This window comes from Delftia sp. 11MD (genome assembly GCF_050907895.1).
Lineage (GTDB): Bacteria > Pseudomonadota > Gammaproteobacteria > Burkholderiales > Burkholderiaceae_C > Comamonas > Comamonas tsuruhatensis.
Genome location: NZ_CP194333.1, coordinates 1,987,791 through 2,012,707 on the forward strand (window position 1 = coordinate 1,987,791; position 24,917 = coordinate 2,012,707).

Here is a 24,917-nt window from a genome sequence, read left to right on the forward strand (position 1 = left end):
CACCCCCCAACCCGCTTTTTTTGAGAAAAGGAATTTCATGCAAGTCGAACACATCACCCCGTGCATAGGATCGGAGATATACGGCATCGATCTCTCGGACCCGGCGCAGGTGCATGACCATGCGGACGCGCTGCGCAAGCTGCTGGCCGAGCGCCAGGTCATCTTCTTCCGCGACCAGACGCTGGACCCTGCGCAGCAGGTGCGCGTGGCCCAGGTGTTCGGCAAGGTCGAGCCCGTGTCCTCCACCTTTCCCTCGCACCCGGACGATCCCCATGTCGAGCTGCTGATCAGCCAGGGCACGCGCACCGGCACCGACATCTGGCATGCCGACCTGACCTGGCAGACCAAGCCGCCCGCCGGTGCCTGCCTCTACGCCGTGGACGTGCCGCCCACGGGCGGCGACACCATGTGGGCCAGCATGACCACGGCCTTCGCCTCGCTGGCGCCCGAGCTGCAGGCCTATCTGCGCACGCTGCGCGCCACCCACAACTGGGAGGCGCCGGCCCTGAGGCAAAGCCTGATGCGCCGCGATCCCTCGGGCGAGGCCTATCGGGCCACGCGCCTCAAGCATCCGCCGCTGGAGCAGCCCGTGGTCCTGGTGCACCCGGTGACCTGCCTGCCCGTGGCCTTTGTGAACTCGCTCTACACCACGCACATCGAGGGCGTGACCAGCGACGAGAGCGCGGCGCTGATCGCCATGCTCAGCGGCCTGGCCAAGGTGCCTGAGTGGCAGGTGCGCTTTCGCTGGCGCAAGGGCTCGGTGGCCATCTGGGACAACCTGGCCACCCAGCATTACGCGGTCAACGACTACCACCCCGCAGCGCGGCGCATGCACCGCGTGGCGATACGCCAGGCGTGAGCCCGGCCCCGGCCTTTGCTGAAAATGACAAAACCCACGATGAAAGCCCATCCCATGAAAGCGAAACGCAAAACGCTTGCCCTAGGCATGGCCCTGGCCATGGCCCTGCTGGCCGGTCCTGCCCAGGCGCAGGCCTATCCCCACAAGCCCGTCACCATCGTCGTGGCCTATCCCGCAGGCGGTGACACCGATGCGCTGGCGCGCCTGCTGGGCGAGAAGCTGTCGGCCCGCATCGGACAGTCGGTGCTTGTGGACAACCGCGCAGGCGCCAGCGGCACCATCGGCAGCAGCTATGTGGCCAAGGCGCCGGCCGATGGCTATACGCTGCTGCTGGCGCCCAATACCTTTGCCATGGCCCAGCTGGTGCTCAAGCTGGGCGCAGGCCACGGATATGACGTGCTCAACGGATTCACGCCCGTGATCGAGGTCGGCTCCACATCGCTGTTCCTTGTCGCCGGACCCGGCGCGGGCGTGCGCACGCTCAAGGAGGCCGTATCCGCGAGCCAGGGCCGTTCGCTGGGCTACGCCACCCCGGGCAATGGCTCGCCCATGCACTTTCTGGGCGAGATGGTCCGGCGCGCCACGGGCGCCCGCTTCGAGTCCATCCCCTACAAGGGGGTGGCGCCTGCGGTCACGGACGTGGTGGGCGGCCATGTGCCCTTCACCTACAGCACGCTGGGCTCCATCGCGCCCTACCTGCCCGGCGGCAAGCTGGTGGCGCTGGCCGTGGCCGACGCCCAGCGCTCGCCGCTGGCGCCCGACGTGCCCACGCTGGCCGAACTGGGCTACAAGGACGTGGAGCTGACGGCCTGGTACGGCCTGTTCGGCCCCAGGAACATGCCTGCCGACGTGGTCAGGCTGCTGAATACGCACCTGAACGAGGTCCTCAAGATGCCCGACGTGGTGGCACGCATGGCCACGCTGGGAACCGTCCCTGTGGGCGGCCCGCCGCAGCGCCTGGGCAAGACCAATGCCAGCGACTTCGAGCGCTTCGGGCGGCTGGTCAAGGAGCTGGGCATACAGTCCGACTGAGGGCAGCGCACCGGACGAAAGGAGGGAGCAGCGGGCGCCGGCGCAAGTCAATCCGGGTGGTGGCCCGGGTGTGGTGGGTGGTCTTGCGCCGGCGCATCCTGCCTGATGCGCTCGGCCAGCAGGTGGGACATGAAGCGCAGATAGTGCTCGACCTGCTGGTCTGCCTGCGGCCCTTCCCCGAACAGTTCGGCCAGCAGCGGCCGTGCTGTGGGCAGGAAGGCCGAAATGCTGAGGATGGCCAGGTGGATGAAGCGCGGGTCCACCTGTGCCGGGTGGCTGGCCTGCGCTCCGTCCATCAGCATGGTCGAGGTCAGCTCCAGCCCGCGCCGCGTGATGCGCTGCAGCGGCGTGCCCGAGGGCGGAGGCTCTTCTTCGCTTTCATAGTGGTAGATCTCGGACAGCGCCAGCCGCTCGAACTGCGGGTGCTCGCGCATGAAATCCAGCCGCAGCAGCAGGCGCTGGTAGACGCGCTCTTCCACCGTGCCCTGCGTCCTGAGCGCCACTTCCATGCGGTTTTGCAACTCGCGCATCAGGGACTCCGTCACTTCCTGCAGCAGTCCCTTGAGGCTGCTGAAGTAGTAGCGCACCAGCGCCCGCGTGACGCCGGCCGCCGCCGCGATTTCCAGAATGCTCAGTTGCTCCGGCGTGCGGGTCTTGAGCAGGTTGACCGTGGTCTGCAGGATGATGTCCCGGCCGACGGCATCGTCGGCCAGCGGGCGGCCGCTGTTGCGGCGGGGCTTCTTGGGCGCGGAATCGGCAGGCTTCTTTTGGGACGGCATGCGGGCCATTGTCGGCGATACACAGGCAGCGGCTGCGCCGCAAGTGTCAGGGCTGGGCGGTGATGCGGGCCAGCGCGTCCTCGATCTCGCGGGCCTGCTGGGGCCGCACCAGCCTTTGCACCTCCTGCCCGTCACGCAGAAAGACCAGGGTGGGCCAGAGCTTGACGCGGTAGCTGCGTCCCAGGGCCCTGCCGGGGCCGTCTTCCACCTTGATGTGGGCCACCTGCGGGGCGGCATCCAGCGCCTGGGCAATCAGCGGTTGCGCGCGCTGGCAGTGGCCGCACCAGGCGGTGCCGAACTCCAGCAAGGTAGCGCCGGGCAGCGTATCGACGGTGCTGCGATCGGGGGCGTCGGTCAGGTGCTTGGACTGGAAGGGCATGGGGCAATCTCCTGTCAGGGAAAGGCCTGCAGCGGCAGGATGGACACGGTTTCGCCGGCTTGCACGGCAGCGCGCTCATGTTCGAGCACGATGAGGCAGTCGGCCTCGGCCATGGAACTGAGTACGCCCGAGCCCTGCGGCCCCGTGGTGCGCACCATGCAGAGGCCATCGGCGCCCTTGGACAGAATGCCGCGCTGGTACTCGGTGCGGCCTGGCCGCTTGGACAGGGCCTGCGCAGCCACAGCCTGGGGCAGGGCGGCCGGTTCACCGTCCACGGCGGCGGCGCCCATGAGCTGCAGCAGCGCCGGCCGTACAAAGACCAGAAAGCTCACCATGGCAGCCACGGGATTGCCGGGCAGGCCGATCAGTACCGTGGTGCGTGCCGGTGGCCGGCTGGCGGCAAATGGCGTGCCCGCATCGGGCTGCAACAGGCCCACGGCCAGCGGCCGGCCCGGCCGCATGGCCAGGCGCCAGAAATGAACGCTGCCCATGCGTTGCAGCATGGCGCGCGTATGGTCGGCCTCGCCCGCGCTGATGCCGCCGCTGGTCAGCACCACGTCGGCCAGGGAGGCGGCTTCGCGCAGGCGCTCCTGCAAGGCTTCGGGCTGGTCGGCCACCACGCCCAGGTCCAGCACCTTGACGCCCATGCGCTGCAGCAGGCCGATGAGGCTGAAGCGGTTGCTGTCGTAGACCGCCCCTTCGCGCAGCGCCGTGCCGGGGTGCAGGATTTCATCGCCCGTGGAGAAATAGGCCACGCGCAGCCGCCTGCGAACATGCACCTGAGACTGGCCCAGGCTGGCGATCAGGCCCAGGGCTGCCGGATGCAGGCGCTGGCCCGCCGCCAGCGCCACGCAGCCCTGGCTCAGATCCTCGCCGCGCCTGCGGCGGTTGTCTCCGGTGCGCACGCTGCCGGCGGGGATGCGTACATGGTCGGGCGAGGCCGCATCGGCGGGCTCGGTGCGTTCGTGCGCGATCACCGTGTCCAGACCGGGCGGCAGCACGGCGCCCGTCATGATCTTGATGCACTCGCCCGCCCGCACCGTGCCATGCCAGGGCTTGCCGGCCAGGGCCTGGCCGACCACGCGCAGCACCAGCGGGGCGCCGGCCTGCAGCTGGCTGCCGTCGAAGGCATAGCCATCCATGGCGGCGTTGTCATGTGCGGGCACGTCGATGGGGGAGACGATGTCTTCGGCCAGCATGCGGTCCAGCGCGTCGGCCAGCGCCAGTGTTTCCACATCCGCCACCGGGCCCAGGGGCTGCAGCAGGCTGGCCAGCTGGGACAGTGCCTGATCAACGCTCAGGTCCTGGGCGGAGGCGATGGGGGCGGAGGCGGGCTGGAAGGTGGCGGTCATCAGAACGGAATCCGGTGGGGCAAGGCCGGTCACGGCGGCGTCACGGGCACACAGGCCGCGGCCTGCGCCAGGGCCTGCAGCTCCTGCTGCGTGTTGGCGTTGGCAAAGGCCAGCGGGCTGTCGTCCGCGCGATCGAAGAGGGCGGTGGCGCAGCGGTGCTGGCCCGTCCAGGCATCGATCTTGCGGCCGCCCGAACGTATGAAGGACTGCAGGCTATCACGCAGCGATGACCGCATCAGGCAGAACACGGGCTGGGCACGCAGCCTGGATTGATCTGTATCAAGCGAGCGTTCCCAGCCATGGGCGACGACGATGTCGGCCGCAGGCTGCTGCGCCAGCGCAGCCTGCGCGAGCCGCTGTACAAGGTCCTGGGGGAACAGCGGCGTGTCGCAGGGCACGCAGACCAGCCAGGGTGTCTGGCAATGGGTGAGGCCGCTCAGAAAGCCGGCCAGCGGGCCGGGGTAGTCGGGTTCGGCATCGGGCCAGACCGGGGCGCCATAGGGGGCGCCCAGTTGCGCATAGGCCTCGGTATGGCGATTGGCGTTGAGCATCAGATGCCCGACCTGGGGCGCAAGGCGGCTGAGCGCGTGGCCCGCCAGCGGCTGGCCCAGAAAGGGCTGCAGGCCCTTGTCGATGCCGCCCATGCGCATGCCGCGCCCGCCTGCCAGCACGCAGCCCGTGATGTCGCTCAAGGGCAGGGTGTCGGGCAGAGAGGAAACGGGCATGTGTGGCTTGTGATGGAGAAACCGAGGGGAAAGGGAAAGGGAGCCGCGCGCGACGCGCGGGCTCAGCCGCCGATGTAGCTCATCTCTATGCGCCTGCGCTGCGTGTCCGTGCTGGACGGCAGGCTGGCGCGCAGTTCGGAATAGCGGTCGGTGCGCTGCTGCCAGATGGGGGCCAGCGCGGCTGCCACTTCCTCGTCGCTGGCGCCGCTGCGCAGCAGGCTGCGCAGGTCCCAGCCTTCGGAGGCGAACAGGCACAGGTACAGCCGGCCCTCGGTGGACAGGCGCGCACGGTTGCAGTCGCCGCAAAAGGCGTGGGTGACGCTGCTGATCACGCCGACCTCGCCCAGCGAGGGATCGTGCAGGCCCTGCGCATCGGCATATCCCCAGCGCACGGCGGTCTCGCCCAGGCTGCTGGCCTGCAGCGGCACCAGGGGCAGCTCGGCGCGCAGCCGGGCGATGACTTCGTCGGAGGGCAGGACCTCGTTCATGCGCCAGCCGTTGGTCGCGCCCACGTCCATGTATTCGATGAAGCGCAAGGTCACGCCCGTGCCCTGGAAGTGGCGCGCCATGGGCAGGATCTGGTCCTCGTTGGTGCCGCGCTTGACCACCATGTTGACCTTGATGTTGCCCAGGCCTGCCGCCTGGGCCGCCTCGATGCCGGCCAGCACGTCGGAGACCGGGAAGTCCACGTCGTTCATGCTGCGGAACACCGCGTCGTCCAGCCCGTCCAGGCTGACGGTGACGCGGTTCAGGCCGGCCGCCTTGAGCGCCCGGGCCTTGCGCGCCAGCAGCGAGCCGTTGGTGGTCAGCGTCAGGTCCAGCGGATGGCCGTCGGGCGTGCGCAGGGCAGACAGCTGCTCCACCAGCGTTTCCACGTTCTTGCGCAGCAGCGGCTCGCCGCCGGTCAGGCGGATCTTGCGCACGCCATGCTGCACGAACAGGCGGGCCGTGCGCGTGATCTCCTCGAAGCTCAGCAGCGAGCCGTGCGGCAGGTAGCGGTAGTTCTTGTCGAAGACTTCCTTGGGCATGCAGTAGCTGCAGCGGAAGTTGCAGCGGTCGGTGATGCTGATGCGCAGGTCGCGCAGCGGCCGGCCAAGCCTGTCACGCAGATCGCCGGTGGGCGCCTGCAGCAGTCTTGGCACGGTGGCCGGGCGCGTGGGGGCGCGCTCGTCGACCAGGGGGATCACTCGTTCTGCCATGCCCGCGATTTTGCCCGAATGCCTATGTCCAGGCTCTGCGCAAGCCTGCAGATCTTGATCTGCGTCTAGACGCAGCGCGCTCCATCCACCTCGATGCAGGTGCCGCTGATGAAGGCCGCCTCGTCGCTGGCCAGATACAGCGCGGCATTGGCCACGTCCAGCGCCGTGGAAAAGCGGCCCAGCGGAATCGTCGCCCGAAAGCGCGCGCGGCGCTCCTCGTCCACGGGGCCGCCGGCAAACTCGGCGGCCAGGCCGGTGTCGGGGTTGAAGACGGGGTTGATGCAGTTGACGCGGATGTTCTCCGGGCCCAGTTCCGCGGCCATGGACTTGCTGGTCACGATGACGGCGCCCTTGGAGCCGTTGTACCAGGTCAGCCCCGGGCGCGGGCGCAGGCCTGCCGTGGAGGCGATGTTGATGAAGCTGCCGCCGCCGGGGCGGCCATCGGCCATCGGCGGATTGGCGCGCATGGCCGGCACGCCGTGGATGGCCGAGAGATAAATGCTCTTGACGTTGATGGCATAGACCCGGTCGAACTCGGCCTCGCTGACTTCGAGCATGGGACGGTTGCGGTGCGTCCAGCCTGCGTTGTTGACGAAGACATCGAGCCGGCCGTGGGCCTGCAGTGTGGCGGCCACCAGGGCCTTGACCTGTTCGCCCTGCGTCATGTCCGCCTGCACATAGAGCGCGCGGCCGCCCACGGCGTTGATGGCCTGTGCCACGCGCGTGCCGGCCTCGCGGTCGATGTCGTTGACGACGATATGTGCGCCTTCGGCGGCCAGCCGCATGGCGATGCCGGCTCCTATGCCGCTGCCGGCGCCTGTGACGATGATGGATTTGTCCTGGACACGCATCGGGCTTTGCTCCTCGGTCGGGGGTCAGGCCCCCTGGGTTTCGGTGGTTGCTGTGGTCGCCGGGGTCGGGGCCACGCCGCCTGTGCCGGGCTGCCAGCCCACGAACTGCGGGTAGTAGCGCGCCACGCCGGGGCCATTGAAGTCCCAGCCCAGGCACTGGCCCAGGTGGCGTGGCGGCTGGCTGGGGTCGGCATCGCCAAAGACGCCGGGCACGGACTGGAAGGCGGCCGTGGCCATGTTGAACAGCAGCTCGCGCAGATGCGTGCAGCTGGCCACGCCGCCCAGGTTCTCGTTGATGGCCTTGCGCCATCCGCGCGCCATGCTGCAGCCGACCATTTTCTGCAGGGCCCGCGTGGCCTCGGGGCAGTGGCCCAGCGGATGGGAGTCCATGACGACCTCGATGGCCTGCACCGCCAGGCGGGCATCGACCGTGGTGCGTATCCACATGTGGTGTATGGCCGTGCCGGCCGGCATGTGGCGGCCGCCGCTCAGTTCGATGTCATGGGTCTTGCTGTCGCGCAGCTCGCCTTCGATGTCCCAGAGGCCATCGGCGCGGGCGTAGCTGCGGTAGCGCACGTCGCGTTCATGCTGGGGCGTGCGGTCGGGAACGGGAGACAAGGGCATGGGGAATTCTTCTTTCTGTCGCGTGCGGCCGGCTGGCGCCGGGCACCTTGCGATTTTCCGTCATGCGCCAGGATCAGCCATGCCGTATGGCGACGGTCTTCAGCGTGGTGAAGCCATAGAGCGCCTCGAAGCCCTTTTCGCGGCCATGGCCGCTGGACTTGACGCCGCCGAAGGGCAGCTCCACGCCGCCACCCGCCCCGTAGTTGTTGACGAAGACCTGGCCGCAGCGCAGGCGCCGCGCCAGGCGCAGCTGGCGCGCGCCGTCACGGGTCCACAGGCCGGCCACCAGGCCGTAGGCCGTGCCGTTGGCCAGTTGCACGGCATGGTCCTCGTCATGGAAGGGCATGGCGCAGAGCACGGGGCCGAAGATCTCTTCCTGCGCCAGCCGGTGCTCGGGTGGCACGTCGCGCAGCAGGGTGGGCGCCTGGTAGAAGCCGCTGTCGGGCGCATGCTCCACGATCTGGCCCTGCGCCACCACGGCAATGCCTGCCACCTGGGCGTCGGACAGGAAATCCCAGACACGCTGCTGCTGGCTGGCGCGGATCAGCGGACCCAGGTCCAGGTCCATGGCGGCCGGACCCACGCGCAGCGCCTCGAAGGCCTGGCCCAGGCGTTCGAGCAGCGGCTCGTAGATCAGCGAGTCGATCAGCACGCGCGAGCCTGCCGAGCAGGTCTGGCCGGCGTTCTGCACGATGGCGTTGACGATGGCCGGCACGGCGGCGTCCAGGTCCGCATCCGCGAACACGATCTGCGGACTCTTGCCGCCCAGCTCCAGCGTGACGGGGCAGTGCCGTTCGGCTGCAGCCTGCTGGATCAGCGTGCCCACGCCGGGGCTGCCCGTGAAGCTCAGGTGGTCCACTCCTGGATGGCGCGCCAGGGCCTCGCCCACCTCGTGTCCCAGGCCGGTGACCACGTTGAAGGCGCCTGCCGGAAAGCCGACCTCGGTGGCCAGCCGCGCCACGCGCAGCACGGACAGGCAGGCGTCTTCCGAGGGCTTGACCACGCAGGTATTGCCCGCGGCCAGCGCTGCGCCCACGCTGCGGCCGAGGATTTGCATGGGGTAGTTCCAGGGGACGATATGGCCGGTCACTCCGTGGGGCTCGCGCCAGGTCAGGGCGCTGTAGCCTTGCTGGTAGGGCAGGGTCTCGCCGTGCAGCTTGTCGCAGGCGCCTGCATAGAACTCGAAGTAGCGCGCCAGCGCCAGCGCATCGGCGCGGGCCTGGCGCGTGGGCTTGCCGCAGTCGCGCTGCTCGATGGCCGTGAGTTCATCGGCATGCTGCAGCACGCTGCCCGACAGGCGCATCAGCAGGCGCCCGCGTTCGGCGGCCGAGAGCTTGCTCCAGACGCTGTCCTGGCATTCGCGCGCAGAGCGCACGGCCAGGTCGATGTCCTGGGGCGAGCCGCGTTGGAGCTCGTCGAAAGCCTGCCCGTCCGACGGGTCCAGCACGGGGATCGTGCGTCCCGATTCCGTAGGCACGGACGCATTGCCGATGTGGTGGTATTGCATGGAGCCCGATTGTGGGGCGCCCGGGACGCTTGTCCAGTCCCGGGCGTTGCAGCGCGCCTGCCTACTGCGCAGGCCAGCCCGCGTCGCGCAGGCCTTGGCGGTCCAGCACCTCCATCTTGCCGCGCCGCAACTGCAGGCAGCCGGCCAGTTGCAGCTCTTGCAGGATCTGGTTGGTGGTCTGGCGTGACAGGCCCAGCATGCGCGCCAGCTGCTCCTGGGACACATCCAACTCGCGCCGCCAGCGCTGGCGGCCCTGGCCGTCGGGCTGCCACTGGTCAAAGCCTTCGGCCATGCGCACCAGGCGCCGCGCCAGGCGCTGGGGGGCCGGCAGCAGCGTGTGCTCTTCCAGCGCCACCAGGCACACGCGCAGCTTGTCCGTCAGCAGCAACGCCAGCGCTTGCCAGTGTCCGGGGTGGGCGGCCAGCCACTCCATCAGCGGTGCCTGGGGCACGTGAAGCACGATGCAGGCCGTGGCGGCCTGGGCGTCGTGCGTGCGTTGTGCGCCATCGAACAGGGCAATCTCTCCCAGCCACATCGGCGGCTCCACCAGGGCCAGCAGCGCCGTGCGGGCCTGCTCGCCGCAGGCGGCCGTGCCCGAGATGCTGAGGGCGCCACGCGCCACCGCGTACAGCCCGCAGGGCGGGTCGCCCCGGCGAAACAGCCAGTCGCCTGCTGCCAGCGTGCGGGGCTGGGCCAGTGCCTTGAGCTGCGCGGCCAGCTCTGGCGGCAGGGCGTGGAACCAGCGGCCTGCCTCGACGGTGGCCCAGAGATCGGCCATGCCCGGTGGACCGGCCACTGCGCGGCGCCGTACGCCGCGCGTGGCGGCGACAGTTGCCGTGGCTGCCGGAGCTACCGGTGCGGGTAAGCCCGAGGTGTGCGATGAGGCTTGTGTCGGATCCATGACAGACGCCAATCCTTGATGACACCACCATGGTTGCGCAACATCCACTGCCGGTGCAGCCTATGAAAACCCTCATCGACCAACTGTCCCAGTACGCGGACTATCACCGTGATCCACGCAACATCCTCACGCACTTCTTTGGCGTGCCGCTGATCATGTGGGCCGTGGTGATCCTGCTGGCACGTCTGCAATGGGCGATGCCATTGGGCGACGGCCTGCCTGCCCTGCCGCTGAGCCTGGCCTTGCTGGCGGCGCTGGCGGCAGGCATCTACTACTGTTTGCTGGACCTGCGCTACGGCAATGCCATGGCTGTGGTGCTTGCCCTGATGCTGGCCTTGGCACAGCCCATCGCCATGCTGCCGTTGGGGGCTTGGCTGGGATGGGGGCTGGGCATCTTTGCCGTGGGCTGGGTGATCCAGTTCGTGGGCCACTACTACGAGGGCCGCAAGCCGGCTTTCCTGGATGACATCGTGGGCCTGGTCATCGGGCCGCTGTTCGTGCTGGCCGAGCTGGGCTTTGCCCTGGGCCTGCGCCGCGAAGTGCAGCATGCGGTGGAGCAGCGCAGCGGTCCCGTGCAGCGGCGCGCGGGCGGCGCACACGCCTGAAAACGGCCCGGGCGCTGCAAGCTTGGCGCAGGCTTGCCGCCGTAGCATGGCAGGCGTTCCTGCGGAGCCATCCGTGGGGGCGTGTGCCTGAGCCTAAAATCACGCTGCTATCCCCCTGCGGGGGCTTTTTTGTTTCAACTCTCCTCATCCATCATGTCTTTCGACAAAGTCACACCGGGCAAGAACGCTCCTGAATCCTTCAACGTCGTGATCGAGATCTCGGCCAACTCCGATCCCATCAAGTACGAAGTGGACAAGGAAAGCGGCGCCGTCTTCGTGGACCGCTTCATGGGCACGGCCATGCACTACCCGGCCAACTACGGCTATGTGCCCCAGACGCTGTCCGGCGACGGCGATCCGGTGGACGTGCTGGTGATGACGCCCTTCCCGCTGCCCCCGGGCGTGGTCGTGGCCTGCCGCCCCATCGGCATCCTGCTCATGGAAGACGAGTCCGGCGTGGATGGCAAGGTCCTGGCCGTGCCCACGCAAAAGCTGCTGCCCGCCTACGACAAGATCAACACGCTGGAAGACATCCACGAGATCACCCTCAAGCAGATCCAGCATTTCTTCGAGCACTACAAGGACCTGGAAAAGGGCAAGTGGGTCAAGGTTCTGGGCTGGAAGGGCGTGGACGAGGCCAAGAAGGAAGTCGTGGACGGCATCGCCAACTACAAGGGCTGATCCCTTTCACTCCCGTCGAGGGAGTCTCAACTGCGCTGAGGTAAATGCCCGCTTCGCAGTTGATACAATTTGAAACGCACCCGATGCCTAGGCGCCGGGTGCGTTTTTTGTTTTGTCATGGATCAGGGTTTGGACAGATCAATCAGGCGCTGATGGGGACATCGGCCCGGGAGCGAGCAAATGAAGGTGGCAGATTGGCGCATGGGCACGAAGCTGGGCATGGGATTCCTCATCATGGTCCTGTTCTCGGCGGTTCTGGGGGCGGTAGCCTGGTTGCAACTGGCGCAGATGCACCGCAACGCATTGCATTTGTCGGATGTGGCCCTGCCCAGCATGTTCCATGCGGGCGCCATGCGATCCGAATACAACCGCCTGCGCCGCCACGAGGCCGGCATTGCCTCCGCGCGCAGCCTGGCCGAGGTCGATGGCTTTGCCAAGCAGGTGCAGGACCGGCTGCAGACCATTGGCGAGCATGAGACGGCCCTGCGTTCGCTGATCGACCAGCAGGCCTTGCGCGCGGCCTTCGACGACTACCTCGGCTTCAAGCAACAGTTCCTGGCCATGCATGCGCGATTGCTGGAGCGTGCGCGCGCCGGCAACTATTCCACCACCGAGGAGCAGGCCTTCATGGCCGACGAGATGGGGTTGATGTTCGCCGGCGAGTCCGAGGCGCAGTTCGGCAAGCTGGCCGAAAGCGCCGGCCGCCTGCTGACCCTGCAGCGCGAGGCGGGCGAGCAGGCGCGGCAGCAGGCGCAGGCAGGCTTTGACCTGGCCCGCATCTGGGTGCTGGGCACGCTGGCCGCGGTGGTGGCGATTGCGGCCCTGGTGGGCTGGGCCATCACGCGTGCTGTCACCGGCCCGGTGGCCCAGGCCGTGGCCGTGGCGCGCAATGTGGCGGCCGGCCATCTGGAAAAGCCGGTCACCAGCCGGCGCCGGGATGAAATGGGCCAGCTCATCAACGCACAGGAGGACATGCGCCGCAAGCTCGCCGAGCTGGTGGGCGATGTGCGCGGCAATGCGCACGGCGTGGCGCTGGCCGCTGGCGAGATCGCCCAGGGCAATGCGGACCTGTCGGCGCGCACCGAAAGCCAGGCCAGTGCTCTGGAAGAAACCGCGGCCTCCATGGAGCAGCTGGGCGCCACCGTGCGCCAGAACGCGGACAACGCGCGCCAGGCCAACCAGATGGCTGCCTCCGCCTCGGGCATTGCCGCGCGTGGCGGCGAGGTTGTGGCCCAGGTGGTGGACACCATGAAGGGCATCAACGACAGCAGCCGCCAGATCGCCGACATCATCGGCGTGATCGACGGCATTGCCTTCCAGACCAATATCCTGGCGCTGAACGCCGCCGTGGAGGCGGCCCGCGCTGGCGAGCAGGGCCGGGGCTTTGCCGTGGTGGCCGGCGAGGTGCGCACGCTGGCCCAGCGCAGTGCCGAGGCGGCCAAGGAGATCAAGGCCTTGATCCAGGCCAGCGAGCAGCGTGTGGAGCAGGGCACGCAGCTGGTGGACAAGGCCGGCGAGACCATGTCCGAAATCGTCGCCGCCATCCGGCGCGTGACCGACATCATGGGCGAGATCAGCGCCGCCAGCAGCGAGCAGAGCGCGGGCGTGGCCCAGGTGGGCGATGCCATCACGCAAATGGACCAGGCCACCCAGCAGAACGCCGCCCTGGTCGAGCAAAGTGCGGCCGCTGCCCAGTCGCTGCAGCAGCAGGCGCGGGCCATGGTGGCATCGGTATCGGTGTTTCGCACGGCGCCGGGAGACTCGACAGCGGTCCCCGAGGTGGCTGAGACCGCCAAGGCGGCCGTGGCGGTGCCGCGCGCAACGGCGGCCGCCCCTTTGGCATCACCGCCGGTCCTGGCGCCCATCGCAGCCCGGCCAGCGAAAACTGCCACGCCAGCCCAGGTCAGCAGGACCGCGACCGCCGACGACGAGGAGTGGGCCGCGTTCTGAGGCCTTGCCCGCAGCTGCGCCCCATCCTCTGGCGGCCCCATGCCCTGCATGGGGCCGCTTTCTTTTTGCGTGCTGCGTTGAGCTTGCGCACGCCGGGTGGCAGGAGGCTGTGGCGCAAATCCTCCAGTGAAGGTTTCTGCCTACTGCAAGTACCTGAACTTGTCCTGAACAATGCTTGGATACTGGCAGAATGTAAATAGATGTAGTCCTATTCTTACAGATTGAGGAACGGCCGCTCCTGGCCTCGTTCGCTCGGAACGAAGGGATATCCCATGATTACCTTGTTCTCATGGCCGCCTGGCCTGGCGGCCATCGGCCATCCAGCAGACCGCGCTCCCGCGGGGTCCCGTCCTCCCTCTCTCCAAGCCTTGCCTGCCAGCTGCCATCGGCCGGTGCGGCTGGCCTGTTTCTGCAAGGTTCGCGCCGGGCCTGGCTGATAGCCTGCCCATGGCGCGAGACAGAGCAAGACGCAACAAGATGACGGGACCTCTACAAGAGAGATGAATGTGAAAAACCTCAAGATTTCAACGCGCATGCTGGGCACCTTCGGCCTGCTGGTGCTGCTGCTGCTGGCCGTGGTGGCCGCGGCCCTGGTGCAACTGCGCTCCATGCGCACCAGCATGGAAGTCATCACCGGCAATGCCATGCCCAGCGTGGAAGTGATCAACCAGATAGGCACCGATGTCGTGCGTACCCGCTTGCTGGAGGTGCGCCACGTCAACAATGATGATGTCGCCTACAAGACCGATTCGGAAAAGCAGCTGGAGCAACTGCAGCGCCGCCTGGCCGAGCGCAAGAAGGCCTACGAGCCGCTGCTGTCTTCCGACGAAGAGCGAAGGCTCTACGCCCAACTGCTCCAGGAACGCGAGCGCTACCAGCAACTGAGCCAGCAGGTGCTGGCGCTGTCACGCCAGGGCGAAAAGGAAAAGGCCCAGGCCGTGCTGGGCGGCGAGTCGCTGAAGCTCTACAACGATTCGTCGAACACGCTGGATCTGCTGGTCAAGCTCAACAGCGATGCGGCCGTGCAGGAAAGCCGCAATGCCGAGGCTGTCTATGGGCGCTCGGTCGTCGTCCTCAGCGTGGCGGCGCTGGCCGCCGTGCTGCTGGCCGTGCTGGCCGGGCTGTGGCTGACGCGCTCCATCCGCACGCCGCTGGCCCATGCGGTCGATGCCGCAGACCGCGTGGCCAATGGCGATCTGGGCGGGACCATTCACATCGACCGCCATGACGAAACCGGCCTGCTGCTGGGCGCGCTGCAGCGCATGCAGTCCAGCCTGGTGCAGACCGTGCGCAGCGTGCGCCAGAACGCCGAAGGCGTGGCCTCGGCCAGTGCGCAGATTGCCTCCGGCAATGCCGACCTGTCCAGCCGCACGGAGGAGCAGGCCAGCGCGCTGGAGCAGACGGCGGCATCCATGGAAGAGCTGGGCTCCACCGTGCGCCAGAACGCCGACAACGCACGCCAGGCCAATCAGCTGGCGCTCAATGCATCGAGCGTTGCGCGCCGCGGCGGCGACGTGGTGGCCGAGGCCGTGGAAACCATGAAGGGCATCAATGACAGCAGCCGGCGCATCGGCGACATCATCGGCGTGATCGACGGCATTGCCTTTCAGACCAACATCCTCGCGCTCAATGCCGCGGTGGAGGCTGCGCGTGCCGGTGAGCAGGGCCGGGGCTTTGCCGTGGTCGCGGGCGAGGTGCGCTCGCTGGCGCAGCGCAGCGCCGAGGCGGCCAAGGAAATCAAGGCGCTGATCACGGCCAGCGTGGAGCGTGTGGAGCAGGGCTCGCAACTGGTGGACCGCGCAGGCACGACCATGACCGAAGTGGTGGCTGCCATCGGCCAGGTCACCGACATCATGGGCGAGATCAGCGCGGCCAGTACCGAGCAGAGCTCCGGCGTCGCCCAGGTCAGCGAAGCCGTCACGCAAATGGACCAGACCACGCAGCAAAACGCTGCCCTGGTCGAGGAAAGCGCGGCCGCCGCTGCCTCGCTGCGCAAGCAGGCGCAGGACCTGGTCGAGGCCGTGGCCGTGTTCCAGCTGCCGCGCGGTGCCATGGACAGCCATGCGCATGTGCCCAACAGGATGGTGGCGCAGGCCAGCGCCGCGCCACGCGCCGCAGCGCAGCCTGTCCGGCCGAACCCGCCGGCCAGCCCCGCACGGCCTGCGGCCTTGGGGGGCGGCGGTGCTGCAGCGGGTGGCGAGACACTGGCCCGCCGGCTTGAGCGCGATGCCACGCCTCCCATCCAGCCACGCCCTGGGCCCGCAGCAACAGGCAAGCCGGCTCCGCGCCAGCCCGGTCAGGGCGATGACGACTGGGAAACCTTCTGAGCCTCAGTCCTGGCGCAGCGGGCTGTGCGCCTGCAGCTCCTGCAGGTAGCCGGCCATGCCTTCGCCTTCGCGGTCCAGAAAGCGCGAGATGGCGTCGGCGAAGGACGGGTGGGCAATCCAGTGGGCGCTGGGCGTCACCACGGGCAGCAGCGCCCGCGCCATCTTGTGCTCGCCCTGGGCGCCTCCCTCGAAGTGCGCAATCCCGCGTTCTATGCACCAGGAGATAGGCTGGTAGTAGCAGGCCTCGAAATGCAGGCAGTCCACGCGCTCCAGCGCGCCCCAGTAGCGGCCGTAGGCCGTGCCCTGCGGGATCTGCGGCGTGTCGCGGTCGCAGCTGCCGGCCGAAAGCCGTGCGGCTGCCGCATCGAGTGCGATCAGGCTGCAGGCCATGGGTTGGCCGTCGCGCTCGGCGACGAACATCAGCCAGTTCTCGGGCATCTGGTGCGCCATGGCCTCGAAGAAGGCCGGCTGGAGGTACGGGGCGTTGCCGTGTTCCAGATAGGTGCGTTCGTGGCAGCGGTAGAAGAAGGCCCAGTCCTGGGAGCTCATGTCGGGGCCGTGCACTGCTCGAAAGCGCACGCCGGCCTCGTGCACCTTGCGCCGTTCCTGGCGAATCTTCTTGCGCTTTTCCTGGTTCAGCGTGGACAGAAAGTGGTCGAAGTCCCGGTGGCCCGCGCCCCCGGCGTTCTGGTTGCTCCAGTGGAACTGCACGGTGCTGCGCTGCATCCAGCCGTCGGCGTCGCAGGCGGCCAGATCCTCGGCATCGCTGAACAGCAAATGCAGGGAAGACAGCTGCTGCGCCTGGGCCCATTCGCGCACGGCGCGCACCAGGGCCGCACGCAGCAGCGGCGTGCGTGCCAGCAGCCGGCTGCCCGGCACAGGCGTGAAAGGCACGGCGAGCACGCCCTTGGGGTAGTAATCCAGCCCATGCTGGGCGTAGGCGCGCGCCCAGGCAAAGTCGAACACGTACTCGCCATAGGAATGCGCCTTGGCGTAGACCGGGCAGGCGGCGACCAGCTCGCCGCCCTGCCAGAGCGTGACCACGCGGGCGGCCCAGCCGGTTTGCGGCACGGCGCTGCCGCTGGATTCCAGCGCGCTCAGGTACTCGTGGCGCATGAAGGGGGTGGGCGCAGCCTGCGATGCCAGCAGCGCATTCCAGGCCTGGGCATCGAGCTGCTGCACGCTGTCCAGCACGCGGGTGATAATTGCGGTTTCAGCCATGCCATTCCTTGCAGGCCCGTGTGACGCGCGCTGCCGCCTTGCGCTGTGGGGTGGCCTTGTCGGCCCTGTTGGCTCCATTGCATTCCATGACGCTCTCCATCTGCACTGCCCAGCTCAACTTTGTCGTGGGCGATCTGCCCGGCAATGTCCAGAAAATCATTGCCGCAGCCCGTGAAGCTTATGCCACGGGAGCGCGCTTGCTGCTGACTCCCGAGCTTGCCCTGTGCGGCTATGCGGCCGAAGACCTCTATCTGCGTCCCGCCTTTCTGGACGCCTGCGATCAGGCCGTGCAGCAGCTGGCGCTGGAGACCGCGCAATGGCCGGGCCTGGCGCTGGTGCTGGGCCATCCCTGGCGCGACCCCGGCGCTGGTGGCGCGTTGCGCAATGCAGCCAGTGTGCTGCGCGACGGGCGCGTGGAATGCAGCTACGCCAAGCAATGCCTGCCCAACTACGGCGTGTTCGACGAGCAGCGCTACTTTGTGGCCGGCCAGTCGCCTTGCGTGGTCGAGGTCCAGGCAGTTCGCGTGGGCTTGCTGATCTGCGAGGACGCCTGGCATCCCGGGCCGGCAAGCGCGGCTGCCGCGGCGGGTGCGCAATTGCTGGCCGTGATCAATGCTTCACCCTTTCATGAGGGCAAGCAGGCCGAACGTGAAGCCACGCTGGCTGCACGTGCGCGTGAGACCGGCCTGCCCCTGGTCTACGCACATCTGGTCGGTGGCCAGGATGAAATTGTCTTCGATGGCAGCTCTTTTGCCGTGCACGCCGACGGCAGCATTGCCGCACGCGCGGCGGCCTTTGCCGAGGCGCTGCCGTTGGTGGAAGTGCGTGCCGGCGCGCAGGAATTGACGCTGGCCGCCGATGTGCAGCCACCGGTGGAGCACCTGCCGGCTCTGTGGTCCGCCCTGGTGCTGGCCGTGCGCGACTACGTGGGCAAGAACCGTTTCCCCGGCGCGCTGCTGGGCCTGTCGGGCGGGATCGACTCTGCGCTGGTGCTGGCGATTGCGGTCGATGCGCTGGGCGCGGACAAGGTGCACACGGTGATGATGCCTTCGCCCTATACGGCGGACATCAGCTGGATCGATGCGCGCGACATGGCCGAGCGTGTGGGCGTGCGCTATGACGAAATCTCCATCGCGCCCCAGTTCGAGGCCTTCAAGGCCGCCCTGGCCCCGGCCTTCGCGGGCCGCGCCGAGGACACGACCGAAGAGAACCTGCAGGCCCGCATCCGCGGCACCTTGCTGATGGGCCTGTCCAACAAGTTCGGCTCCGTGGTGCTGACCACCGGCAACAAGAGCGAGATGTCCACCGGCTACTGCACGCTCTATGGCGACATGGCCGGCGGCTTTGCCGTGATCAAGGACGTGCTCAAGACCGAGGTTTTTGCGCTGGCGCGCTGGCGCAATGCCAACGATCCGTTCGGCACGGGGCTGGACCCCATTCCGGATCGCATCATCACGCGCCCGCCCAGCGCCGAACTGCGCCCGGACCAGAAAGACCAGGACAGCCTGCCCGCTTATGAGGTGCTCGACGCCATCGTGCGCCGATACATGGAAAATAACGAAAGCATCGCCTCCATCGTGGCCGACGGATATGCCGGCGCCGATGTGGAGCGAGTGACGCGCCTCATCCAGATCAACGAATACAAACGCCGCCAGGCGCCCGTGGGGCCGCGGCTGACGCGCCGCAGCTTCGGCAAGGACTGGCGCTACCCGATCACCAACCGCTTTCGCGCTTGAAGCACCTGAGGCGGCGGGGTTTCCTGGCCAGCCGTCTTGCCCCGTATTGCATGCACTGAGGAGTTCACCCCATGAAAATGATCACCGCCATCATCAAGCCGTTCAAGCTGGAAGAGGTCCGCGAGGCACTGGCCGACTGCGGCGTCAACGGCCTGACCGTCACCGAGGTCAAGGGCTTTGGTCGCCAGAAGGGCCATACCGAGCTCTACCGTGGCGCCGAGTACGTGGTGGACTTCCTGCCCAAGGTGAAGATCGAGGTGGTGGTCCGCACGGAAGACGTGGACCGCTGCGTGGATGCCATCGTCAACGTGGCCCGCACGGGCAAGATCGGTGACGGGAAGATCTTCGTCACCGCCGTGGAGCGCGTGGTGCGCATCCGTACCGGCGAACTCGACGACGGAGCCATCTGAACCCGGCAGCAGTGCAGGGCGCACGCGGCGCCCTGGGCTCGACATCCGGATTCCAGCGGCCACCCCTGAACGGGTGGCCGTTTCCGTTTCAGATCACGGCGCGCAAGGGGGCCGTTTCCAGGCCCGTGCCGGCGTTCTGCACCAGGGATTGCAGCAGTGAGGGGATGTCGCTGCCGCTTTCTATCAGTCCCATCTGCCACTCGCCCATGAAGCCATGGCCCACGCAGGTCTGCAGGAACTGCAGCATGCTGTCGTAGTAGCCGTCCACATTGAGCAGGCCGATGGGCTTGTCGTGGTAGCGCAGCTGGCGCCAGGTCCAGACCTCGAACAATTCCTCGAAGGTGCCTATGCCGCCGGGCAGGGCGACGAAGGCATCGCTGCGCTCGGCCATCATGGCCTTGCGCTCGTGCATGGTCTGGACGATGTGCAGTTCGTCGCAGGCATGGTTGGCCAGCTCCTTGTCCACCAGCGCCTGCGGGATCACTCCCACGACGCGGCCACCGGCCTGCCGCGTGGCCTCCGCCACCTCGCCCATCAGGCCGCTGCGCCCGCCGCCGTAGACCAACTGGCCGCCGTGCTCGCCAATCCAGCGGCCGGTGGCGCGGGCGGCCTCGATGAAACCGGGCTGGTCGCCGGGGCGCGAGCCGCAATACACACAAATGGAAAACGTGGGATTTGTCATGCAATGAACCGTTGATAGAGAGCCGCCAGCCAGACGCCCGTGCACAGCAGCAGCGCCAGCAGCACGGCGGCGCTGCCCATGTCCTTGGCTTGCTTGGACAGGGCGTGCCATTCGAGGCCTATGCGATCGACCACGGCCTCGATGCCGCTGTTGAGCAATTCCACGATCAGCACCAGCAAGACCGTGCCCGCCAGCAGCGAGACCTCGATCCAGCTGCGTCCCAGCCAGAAAGCGGCAGGGATCAGCACGATGGCGGCCAGCGCTTCCTGGCGGAAGGCTTTCTCATTCCATCCGGCACGAAGGCCGGACAGCGAATAACCCGCAGCGTGCCAGACACGGTTCAGGCCCGTGCGGCTTTTCTGGGGATTGACAGGCGTGCTGTCGTTGGACTTGGGTGAAGCGGCGGGCATGCTGGGGAGTGTAGGAGATGCGATGCTGCCTTTGCCGCTCAGCGTTTTTTCCTGGGCGGCGGGGCCTGGTGGATCAGCTGTGTGCCGGCCCAGGCGTCATGCCAGAACTGGCGGCGCGGATGAAGGCGGCTGAGCAGGGCCCAGAGTGCCACCCACAGCACCAGCAGCACCAAGGTGGTCAAGGCCGGCACGCCGGTGGAGTAGGCCGCCAGCGGTGGCAGCAGCCAGATCCAGCTCAGCACATAGCGCCGCAGGGCGCGCAGCTGGCTGACGGGCTGGCCTGCAGCATCCACCAGGCGGATGTGCCAGGTCTTCATGGCCAATGTCTGCCCCTTGGACCAGAACCAGACGAAATAGATGCCCAGCACCACGAACATGAAGGCCTGCAGCGCATGGCGGTTGTCCATGGCGTTGCGCGTCTGAGACAAGGTGCCAAACAGATATCCGGCGATGAAGACCACGCCGAACAGCAGCATGCCCTCATATAGCCAGCAGGCCATGCGCCGGGCCAGGCGCGGGGCCATCCGTGGATCGGCGGCGGAGCCGGCTGCCGTGGAGGCGGGGGAGGTGGCGTTCGTCATGCGGGCGTGTCGGGGCGCTGCATCAATGCGAAGGGGCTGCTTCGCCGTGCGAGGGCTGTGGGGTGGCCTCGGCGCCGTCATGCAGTTCCATGGGCGGCAAGGGCATGGGTGTGGCCGAAGGCACTTCCACCGGGGCTGTCTCCACCAGCGCAGGCGGGCGCACGGGATGGGTTTCCACGGCCGAAGGCGGCGCGACCGGTGGAACCGGAGGCGGCGGATTGTAGATGGTGGCTGGTGGAATCTTGGGGGGATTCGGAATGGTGGCCGGTGCCACCGAGGCCGCAGGAATCCGCGCCAGACGCTTGGGCGCCACGGGCTGTATGGCATTGGCGGCGCCCTTGACCTTGGGCGCGGCGCGTGCAGCCAGAAGGCGTTTTTCTTCGTCGCTGAGCGCCTGGTAGGCCTCCCACTGGGCTCGCTTGTCCGTGGCAAGGCGGTTGGTCAGGGCGAAATTCAGGCGGGCCTGGCTGCGCTGCTGGGCGCTGAGGCTGGACCAGGTCTGCATGCGGTCGCGCAGCTTTTCCTGCTCCTTTTCGCTGAGCTTGTCCCAGCCTTCGGCCAATGCCATCCAGCGGCGCTTTTGCAGCGCGTCCATCATGGACCAGCGCTCGGAAAGGGGCTCGAGCACCCTGCTTTGCGCAGGCGTCAGCTCGGCCCAGCGTGGGCCGGAGGCCAGGGCCGTGGCGCGCTGGCGCGTGGCTGCGTCGCCATGCAGGGTCTTGGAGGCCGCAATGGTGGCCGGCGACACCGTGCTGGGCGCCAGCCGCACCTGTTGCACGACGCGCCAGCCGGTCCAGGCCAGCGCCATCAACAGCACCGCCGCCAGGATGGCGGCGGGTGATCGGTGGAACGCGGCGCGTGAATCAGTGGGCATGCAGGCAGGCAAGGCGGGTATCAGCGTTCCGTGTTGGTGGCCGAAGTCTTCAGGTACTGGATGAAACCGGGGTCGGCATAGGCGGCAGGGGGCAGGTCATCAGTCAGCAGGGCTGTATCGACCTCGGCAACCTCGGTCAGGCCAATCTGATCGGTCTGCACGTTGACGACCACCAGGCCAATGATGAGTGCCAGCACCGGCACGGCCGAGATCAGCGCGCGCCACCAGGTGCCGCCTTCGTCGCCAGAGCCCAGCGTCATGGCGCCACCCTGAGCCTGGGTTGCGCTGGCAGCCTGCACGGGCGCAGCGCGCAGTTCGCGCCGGCGAACGGACAGGGCGCGCTCGCGCCCAGCGCGCAGCCGCTCGGTGATGTCGTATGGCAGCAACGCCTCGCCGTCACCCAGGCGCGCGGTGATCCGGCGTGCGATGCGGTCGGCCGCCATTTCGCTGTGGAGAGTGAGAGTGGGCGCAGTCTTCATAGCTCGATTCCTTTGGCCTTCAGTGCCTTGCTCAATGTCTGGATGGCGCGGAAACAATGTGTTTTTACACTTCCTTCGGAACACCCCATCGCGGCAGCGGTCTCCGCAACGTCCATCTCTTCCCAATAACGCATCAGGAATGCTTCGCGTTGACGCGCCGGCAGCTCCTGTATCTCTTTTTCAATGCTTTGCAAAATCTGCGCCCGCTCGGTCAGATCCTCGGCGCTGCGGGCGGTTTCGCCGTTCTGTGCGGAGTCGGCGTAGGTCTCGAGCCAGTCGAAGTCCGCATCGTCGCCGGCCGAGGCCTCCAGATCGCTCATGCGGGTGAAGAGGGCGTTCTGCGTCTTTTGCCTGCGAAACCAGTCCAGTGTGCTGTTGGACAGGATGCGCTGGAAGAGCATGGGCAGCTCGGTGATGGGCTTGTCGCCATAGTGCTGCGCCAGCTTGAGCATGCTGTCCTGCACGATGTCCAGCGCCGCCTCCTCGTCCCGGACGTGGAAAAAGCTGCGCTTGAAGGCACGCTTTTCTACGCTTTTGAGGAAGTCGGATAGTTCTTGCTCGGTTGCCAAAAGGAACGCAGGCCCGGATGAGGGGCTCGTTGAGGGGGGGCTGAACGGACGCGGGACCCGATTATCGCACCGCAGTGTCAATTTTTTTCGCACGATGGCGCACAGGCTTGTTGCAGTGCGATAATGTCTGCTGCAATTCAAAAAGGCAAACGGGTCACGGTCCGGCGTTTACTCACTCGCCCATGTCTGTTGGTCCTAAGTCCCGCACCGGCCTCACAAGGGCTTCAGGCAAGGGGCACCCAAGGTTTTTCGTTAGAGAAATTCACAAAGGTTGATCATGGAAATTTCCAAAGCCGAGTACTCCAGCGCGGCAGCAGCGGCGTCGCAGTCCCATGCATCCCAGGAGCTGATGGGCTCCGAGATCCTCGTCAAGTCCCTGCAGGCCGAAGGCGTCAAGCAGCTTTGGGGCTATCCGGGCGGTGCGGTCCTGTACATCTACGACGCCCTCTACAAGCAAGACACCATTCAGCATGTGCTGGTGCGCCACGAGCAGGCGGCTGTGCATGCGGCAGACGGCTTTGCCCGTGCCACGGGTGAAGTCGGCGTGGCCCTGGTGACCTCGGGTCCCGGCCTGACCAACGCCGTCACCGGCATTGCCACCGCCTACACCGATTCCATTCCCCTGGTCGTGATCAGCGGCCAGACCTCGACGGCCTACATCGGCACCGATGCATTCCAGGAGTGCGACACCGTCGGCATTACCCGCCCCATCGTCAAGCACAACTTCCTGGTCAAGGATGTGCGCGAGCTGGCGGACACCATGAAGAAGGCCTTCCACATCGCGCGCACCGGCCGCCCCGGCCCCGTGGTGGTGGACATCCCCAAGGATGTGTCCTTCAAGAAGGCTCTCTACACCGGTTACCCCGAAAAGGTGGAGATGCGCTCCTACAACCCGGTGCGCAAGGGCCATGCCGGCCAGATCCGCAAGGCGCTGCAGTTGCTGCTGGCTGCCAAGCGTCCCTATATCTACACGGGTGGCGGCGTGCTGCTGGGCAATGCCTGCAACGAGCTGCGCACCCTGGTGGACATGCTGGGCTACCCGGTCACGCATACGCTGCTGGGCCTGGGTGCCTATCCGGCCAGCGACCGCAAGTTCCTGGGCATGCTGGGCATGCACGGCACCATCGAAGCCAACAACGCCATGCAGAACTGCGATGTGCTGCTGGCCGTGGGTGCGCGCTTCGACGACCGGGTGATCGGCAACCCCAAGCATTTCATGTCGGTGGAGCGCAAGATCATCCATATCGACATCGATCCCTCCTCCATCTCCAAGCGCGTGAAGGTGGACGTGCCCATCGTCGGCGACGTCAAGGAAGTGCTGACCGAGCTGATCTCCATGATCCGCGAGGCCAGCGCCCGTCCCGACGCTGCGGCCCTGGGCCAGTGGTGGGAGACCATCGAAGGCTGGCGCAGCCGCGACTGCCTGCAGTACAGCCGTGGCGACGGCTCGGTCATCAAGCCCCAGTACGTGGTGGAGACGCTGTGGAACATGACCCGCGACGCCGATGCCTACATCACGTCCGACGTGGGCCAGCACCAGATGTGGGCTGCGCAGTACTACCGCTTTGACGAGCCGCGCCGCTGGATCAACTCCGGCGGCCTGGGCACCATGGGCGTGGGCCTGCCCTACGCCATGGGCATCAAGCTGGCCAAGCCTGAATCCGAGGTGTTCTGCATCACGGGCGAAGGCTCCATCCAGATGAACATCCAGGAGCTGGCCACCTGCCTGCAGTACAACACGCCGGTCAAGGTGGTGTCGCTGAACAACCGCTACCTGGGCATGGTGCGCCAGTGGCAGGAGATCGAGTACTCGGGCCGCTACAGCAGCAGCTACATGGACTCGCTGCCCAACTTCGTGAAGCTGGCCGAGGCCTATGGCCACGTGGGCATGCTGATCGAGCGCCCCGAGGACGTGGAGCCCGCCCTGCGCGAGGCCCGCAAGCTCAAGGATCGGACGGTGTTCATGGACTTCCGCACCGATCCCACCGAGAATGTGTTCCCCATGGTGCAGGCCGGCCGTGGGATCACCGAGATGCTGCTGGGAGCTGACGACCTCTGAGCGAACCCTTGGTCGGGGTCGCCAGGGCCTGTTCCTGCCGCATCTTCTTCAGTAGCCGCCCTCAAGGCGGCAACCCCTTGACGAATCTATTGCCTGCCAAGCCCGACGTTTACCGGCGCCGGGGG

The 24,917-nt window shown here is 67.3% G+C and carries 25 protein-coding genes; 9 read left to right on the forward strand and 16 right to left on the reverse strand.

Translation table 11 applies throughout. The features are described 5' to 3' along the window. Positions 1–37 precede the first annotated feature (37 nt). On the forward strand, positions 38–859 hold the full coding sequence (locus ACRSCF_RS08905) for a TauD/TfdA dioxygenase family protein (RefSeq protein ID WP_016451352.1): 822 nt from the start codon (positions 38–40) through the stop codon (positions 857–859). A gap of 54 nt (positions 860–913) precedes the next feature. Next, positions 914–1,891 carry a Bug family tripartite tricarboxylate transporter substrate binding protein gene (locus ACRSCF_RS08910; RefSeq protein ID WP_026062757.1) on the forward strand — a complete coding sequence of 326 codons (978 nt, stop codon included), beginning with the start codon at positions 914–916 and terminating at the stop codon, positions 1,889–1,891. Positions 1,892–1,938: 47 nt separating this feature from the next. Here the strand turns inward: ACRSCF_RS08910 and ACRSCF_RS08915 are convergent, their stop codons facing one another. The 9 genes from ACRSCF_RS08915 to ACRSCF_RS08955 all read right to left on the reverse strand — a co-directional run bounded on the left by ACRSCF_RS08915 (position 1,939) and on the right by ACRSCF_RS08955 (position 10,208). After that, entirely contained in the window at positions 1,939–2,670 is a 732-nt protein-coding gene (locus ACRSCF_RS08915) for a TetR/AcrR family transcriptional regulator (RefSeq protein ID WP_223275354.1), read from the reverse strand. A gap of 46 nt (positions 2,671–2,716) precedes the next feature. Beyond that, positions 2,717–3,049 (reverse strand): thioredoxin family protein, encoded by a 333-nt coding sequence (locus tag ACRSCF_RS08920; RefSeq protein WP_034365530.1) that lies wholly within the window; start codon positions 3,047–3,049, stop codon positions 2,717–2,719. A gap of 14 nt (positions 3,050–3,063) precedes the next feature. Beyond that, positions 3,064–4,401 carry a molybdopterin molybdotransferase MoeA gene (gene moeA, locus ACRSCF_RS08925; RefSeq protein ID WP_126312148.1) on the reverse strand — a complete coding sequence of 446 codons (1,338 nt, stop codon included), beginning with the start codon at positions 4,399–4,401 and terminating at the stop codon, positions 3,064–3,066. A 29-nt stretch (positions 4,402–4,430) separates the two neighbouring features. After that, positions 4,431–5,126 (reverse strand): molybdenum cofactor guanylyltransferase MobA, encoded by a 696-nt coding sequence (mobA, locus tag ACRSCF_RS08930; RefSeq protein ID WP_074921390.1) that lies wholly within the window; start codon positions 5,124–5,126, stop codon positions 4,431–4,433. Between the two features lie 62 nt (positions 5,127–5,188). After that, the gene (gene moaA / locus ACRSCF_RS08935) at positions 5,189–6,325 is read right to left on the reverse strand and encodes a GTP 3',8-cyclase MoaA (RefSeq protein WP_016447431.1); all 1,137 of its coding nucleotides are present in this window, start codon (positions 6,323–6,325) and stop codon (positions 5,189–5,191) included. 65 nt (positions 6,326–6,390) lie between these two features. Beyond that, positions 6,391–7,176 carry an SDR family oxidoreductase gene (locus tag ACRSCF_RS08940; protein ID WP_016447430.1) on the reverse strand — a complete coding sequence of 262 codons (786 nt, stop codon included), beginning with the start codon at positions 7,174–7,176 and terminating at the stop codon, positions 6,391–6,393. 24 nt (positions 7,177–7,200) lie between these two features. Beyond that, positions 7,201–7,800 carry a DUF2889 domain-containing protein gene (locus ACRSCF_RS08945; RefSeq protein ID WP_016447429.1) on the reverse strand — a complete coding sequence of 200 codons (600 nt, stop codon included), beginning with the start codon at positions 7,798–7,800 and terminating at the stop codon, positions 7,201–7,203. A gap of 73 nt (positions 7,801–7,873) precedes the next feature. Next, a complete protein-coding gene (locus ACRSCF_RS08950; RefSeq protein ID WP_016447428.1) occupies positions 7,874–9,307 on the reverse strand; it encodes an aldehyde dehydrogenase family protein in 1,434 nt (477 codons plus the stop codon). 61 nt (positions 9,308–9,368) lie between these two features. Beyond that, positions 9,369–10,208 carry a Crp/Fnr family transcriptional regulator gene (locus ACRSCF_RS08955; protein ID WP_034365526.1) on the reverse strand — a complete coding sequence of 280 codons (840 nt, stop codon included), beginning with the start codon at positions 10,206–10,208 and terminating at the stop codon, positions 9,369–9,371. A 62-nt stretch (positions 10,209–10,270) separates the two neighbouring features. Here ACRSCF_RS08955 and ACRSCF_RS08960 point away from each other — a divergent pair, with 62 nt between their 5' ends. From ACRSCF_RS08960 to ACRSCF_RS08975, 4 genes are all read left to right on the forward strand, one after another. Then, the gene (locus ACRSCF_RS08960; RefSeq protein ID WP_034365523.1) at positions 10,271–10,813 is read left to right on the forward strand and encodes a DUF962 domain-containing protein; all 543 of its coding nucleotides are present in this window, start codon (positions 10,271–10,273) and stop codon (positions 10,811–10,813) included. 153 nt (positions 10,814–10,966) lie between these two features. Continuing rightward, positions 10,967–11,494 carry an inorganic diphosphatase gene (ppa, locus tag ACRSCF_RS08965; protein WP_013801496.1) on the forward strand — a complete coding sequence of 176 codons (528 nt, stop codon included), beginning with the start codon at positions 10,967–10,969 and terminating at the stop codon, positions 11,492–11,494. Positions 11,495–11,674: 180 nt separating this feature from the next. Beyond that, the gene (locus ACRSCF_RS08970; protein WP_203400591.1) at positions 11,675–13,444 is read left to right on the forward strand and encodes a methyl-accepting chemotaxis protein; all 1,770 of its coding nucleotides are present in this window, start codon (positions 11,675–11,677) and stop codon (positions 13,442–13,444) included. Positions 13,445–13,944: 500 nt separating this feature from the next. Continuing rightward, positions 13,945–15,771 (forward strand): methyl-accepting chemotaxis protein, encoded by a 1,827-nt coding sequence (locus tag ACRSCF_RS08975; protein WP_016447424.1) that lies wholly within the window; start codon positions 13,945–13,947, stop codon positions 15,769–15,771. 3 nt (positions 15,772–15,774) lie between these two features. Here ACRSCF_RS08975 and ACRSCF_RS08980 read toward each other — a convergent pair whose 3' ends face one another. Next, complete coding sequence (locus tag ACRSCF_RS08980) at positions 15,775–16,992, reverse strand: GNAT family N-acetyltransferase (protein WP_034365520.1); 1,218 nt, start codon at positions 16,990–16,992, stop codon at positions 15,775–15,777. 86 nt (positions 16,993–17,078) lie between these two features. On the opposite strand from ACRSCF_RS08980, the gene ACRSCF_RS08985 reads away from it, so the two are divergent. Then, complete coding sequence (locus tag ACRSCF_RS08985) at positions 17,079–18,728, forward strand: NAD+ synthase (RefSeq protein ID WP_016451363.1); 1,650 nt, start codon at positions 17,079–17,081, stop codon at positions 18,726–18,728. 71 nt (positions 18,729–18,799) lie between these two features. After that, complete coding sequence (locus ACRSCF_RS08990; RefSeq protein WP_012206673.1) at positions 18,800–19,138, forward strand: P-II family nitrogen regulator; 339 nt, start codon at positions 18,800–18,802, stop codon at positions 19,136–19,138. Between the two features lie 88 nt (positions 19,139–19,226). Here ACRSCF_RS08990 and ACRSCF_RS08995 read toward each other — a convergent pair whose 3' ends face one another. From ACRSCF_RS08995 to ACRSCF_RS09020, 6 genes are read right to left on the reverse strand one after another with little or no spacing between them, the layout of a single operon-like run. Continuing rightward, a complete protein-coding gene (locus ACRSCF_RS08995) occupies positions 19,227–19,820 on the reverse strand; it encodes a TIGR00730 family Rossman fold protein (RefSeq protein ID WP_016451364.1) in 594 nt (197 codons plus the stop codon). Next, positions 19,817–20,230, reverse strand: coding sequence for a diacylglycerol kinase (locus tag ACRSCF_RS09000; RefSeq protein ID WP_034365517.1), 414 nt, complete (start codon positions 20,228–20,230; stop codon positions 19,817–19,819). The genes ACRSCF_RS08995 and ACRSCF_RS09000 overlap by 4 nt, the downstream gene beginning before the upstream one ends. A gap of 38 nt (positions 20,231–20,268) precedes the next feature. Next, positions 20,269–20,811 (reverse strand): RDD family protein, encoded by a 543-nt coding sequence (locus tag ACRSCF_RS09005; RefSeq protein WP_016447419.1) that lies wholly within the window; start codon positions 20,809–20,811, stop codon positions 20,269–20,271. A 22-nt stretch (positions 20,812–20,833) separates the two neighbouring features. Further along, on the reverse strand, positions 20,834–21,685 hold the full coding sequence (locus ACRSCF_RS09010) for a DUF3106 domain-containing protein (RefSeq protein WP_016451365.1): 852 nt from the start codon (positions 21,683–21,685) through the stop codon (positions 20,834–20,836). A 20-nt stretch (positions 21,686–21,705) separates the two neighbouring features. Next, positions 21,706–22,164 carry a DUF3619 family protein gene (locus tag ACRSCF_RS09015; RefSeq protein WP_016447417.1) on the reverse strand — a complete coding sequence of 153 codons (459 nt, stop codon included), beginning with the start codon at positions 22,162–22,164 and terminating at the stop codon, positions 21,706–21,708. After that, positions 22,161–22,733: an RNA polymerase sigma factor gene (locus ACRSCF_RS09020; RefSeq protein WP_016447416.1), complete on the reverse strand. Its 573-nt coding sequence runs from the start codon at positions 22,731–22,733 to the stop codon at positions 22,161–22,163. Before ACRSCF_RS09020 ends, ACRSCF_RS09015 begins: the two co-directional genes overlap by 4 nt. 277 nt (positions 22,734–23,010) lie before the next feature. On the opposite strand from ACRSCF_RS09020, the gene ACRSCF_RS09025 reads away from it, so the two are divergent. After that, a complete protein-coding gene (locus ACRSCF_RS09025; RefSeq protein ID WP_016447415.1) occupies positions 23,011–24,792 on the forward strand; it encodes an acetolactate synthase 3 catalytic subunit in 1,782 nt (593 codons plus the stop codon). The last annotated feature ends 125 nt before the right edge of the window (positions 24,793–24,917 follow it).

Excerpts from the sequence above, each read along its gene's own strand:
- ACRSCF_RS08905 (WP_016451352.1), top strand. The coding sequence starts at position 38 with ATGCAAGTCGAACACATCACCCCGTGCATAGGATCGGAGATATACGGC.
- ACRSCF_RS08910 (WP_026062757.1), top strand. The coding sequence starts at position 914 with ATGAAAGCGAAACGCAAAACGCTTGCCCTAGGCATGGCCCTGGCCATG.
- ACRSCF_RS08915 (WP_223275354.1), bottom strand. The coding sequence starts at position 2,670 with ATGCCGTCCCAAAAGAAGCCTGCCGATTCCGCGCCCAAGAAGCCCCGC.
- ACRSCF_RS08920 (WP_034365530.1), bottom strand. The coding sequence starts at position 3,049 with ATGCCCTTCCAGTCCAAGCACCTGACCGACGCCCCCGATCGCAGCACC.
- moeA (WP_126312148.1), bottom strand. The coding sequence starts at position 4,401 with ATGACCGCCACCTTCCAGCCCGCCTCCGCCCCCATCGCCTCCGCCCAG.
- mobA (WP_074921390.1), bottom strand. The coding sequence starts at position 5,126 with ATGCCCGTTTCCTCTCTGCCCGACACCCTGCCCTTGAGCGACATCACG.
- moaA (WP_016447431.1), bottom strand. The coding sequence starts at position 6,325 with ATGGCAGAACGAGTGATCCCCCTGGTCGACGAGCGCGCCCCCACGCGC.
- ACRSCF_RS08940 (WP_016447430.1), bottom strand. The coding sequence starts at position 7,176 with ATGCGTGTCCAGGACAAATCCATCATCGTCACAGGCGCCGGCAGCGGC.
- ACRSCF_RS08945 (WP_016447429.1), bottom strand. The coding sequence starts at position 7,800 with ATGCCCTTGTCTCCCGTTCCCGACCGCACGCCCCAGCATGAACGCGAC.
- ACRSCF_RS08950 (WP_016447428.1), bottom strand. The coding sequence starts at position 9,307 with ATGCAATACCACCACATCGGCAATGCGTCCGTGCCTACGGAATCGGGA.
- ACRSCF_RS08955 (WP_034365526.1), bottom strand. The coding sequence starts at position 10,208 with ATGGATCCGACACAAGCCTCATCGCACACCTCGGGCTTACCCGCACCG.
- ACRSCF_RS08960 (WP_034365523.1), top strand. The coding sequence starts at position 10,271 with ATGAAAACCCTCATCGACCAACTGTCCCAGTACGCGGACTATCACCGT.
- ppa (WP_013801496.1), top strand. The coding sequence starts at position 10,967 with ATGTCTTTCGACAAAGTCACACCGGGCAAGAACGCTCCTGAATCCTTC.
- ACRSCF_RS08970 (WP_203400591.1), top strand. The coding sequence starts at position 11,675 with ATGAAGGTGGCAGATTGGCGCATGGGCACGAAGCTGGGCATGGGATTC.
- ACRSCF_RS08975 (WP_016447424.1), top strand. The coding sequence starts at position 13,945 with ATGAATGTGAAAAACCTCAAGATTTCAACGCGCATGCTGGGCACCTTC.
- ACRSCF_RS08980 (WP_034365520.1), bottom strand. The coding sequence starts at position 16,992 with ATGGCTGAAACCGCAATTATCACCCGCGTGCTGGACAGCGTGCAGCAG.
- ACRSCF_RS08985 (WP_016451363.1), top strand. The coding sequence starts at position 17,079 with ATGACGCTCTCCATCTGCACTGCCCAGCTCAACTTTGTCGTGGGCGAT.
- ACRSCF_RS08990 (WP_012206673.1), top strand. The coding sequence starts at position 18,800 with ATGAAAATGATCACCGCCATCATCAAGCCGTTCAAGCTGGAAGAGGTC.
- ACRSCF_RS08995 (WP_016451364.1), bottom strand. The coding sequence starts at position 19,820 with ATGACAAATCCCACGTTTTCCATTTGTGTGTATTGCGGCTCGCGCCCC.
- ACRSCF_RS09000 (WP_034365517.1), bottom strand. The coding sequence starts at position 20,230 with ATGCCCGCCGCTTCACCCAAGTCCAACGACAGCACGCCTGTCAATCCC.
- ACRSCF_RS09005 (WP_016447419.1), bottom strand. The coding sequence starts at position 20,811 with ATGACGAACGCCACCTCCCCCGCCTCCACGGCAGCCGGCTCCGCCGCC.
- ACRSCF_RS09010 (WP_016451365.1), bottom strand. The coding sequence starts at position 21,685 with ATGCCCACTGATTCACGCGCCGCGTTCCACCGATCACCCGCCGCCATC.
- ACRSCF_RS09015 (WP_016447417.1), bottom strand. The coding sequence starts at position 22,164 with ATGAAGACTGCGCCCACTCTCACTCTCCACAGCGAAATGGCGGCCGAC.
- ACRSCF_RS09025 (WP_016447415.1), top strand. The coding sequence starts at position 23,011 with ATGGAAATTTCCAAAGCCGAGTACTCCAGCGCGGCAGCAGCGGCGTCG.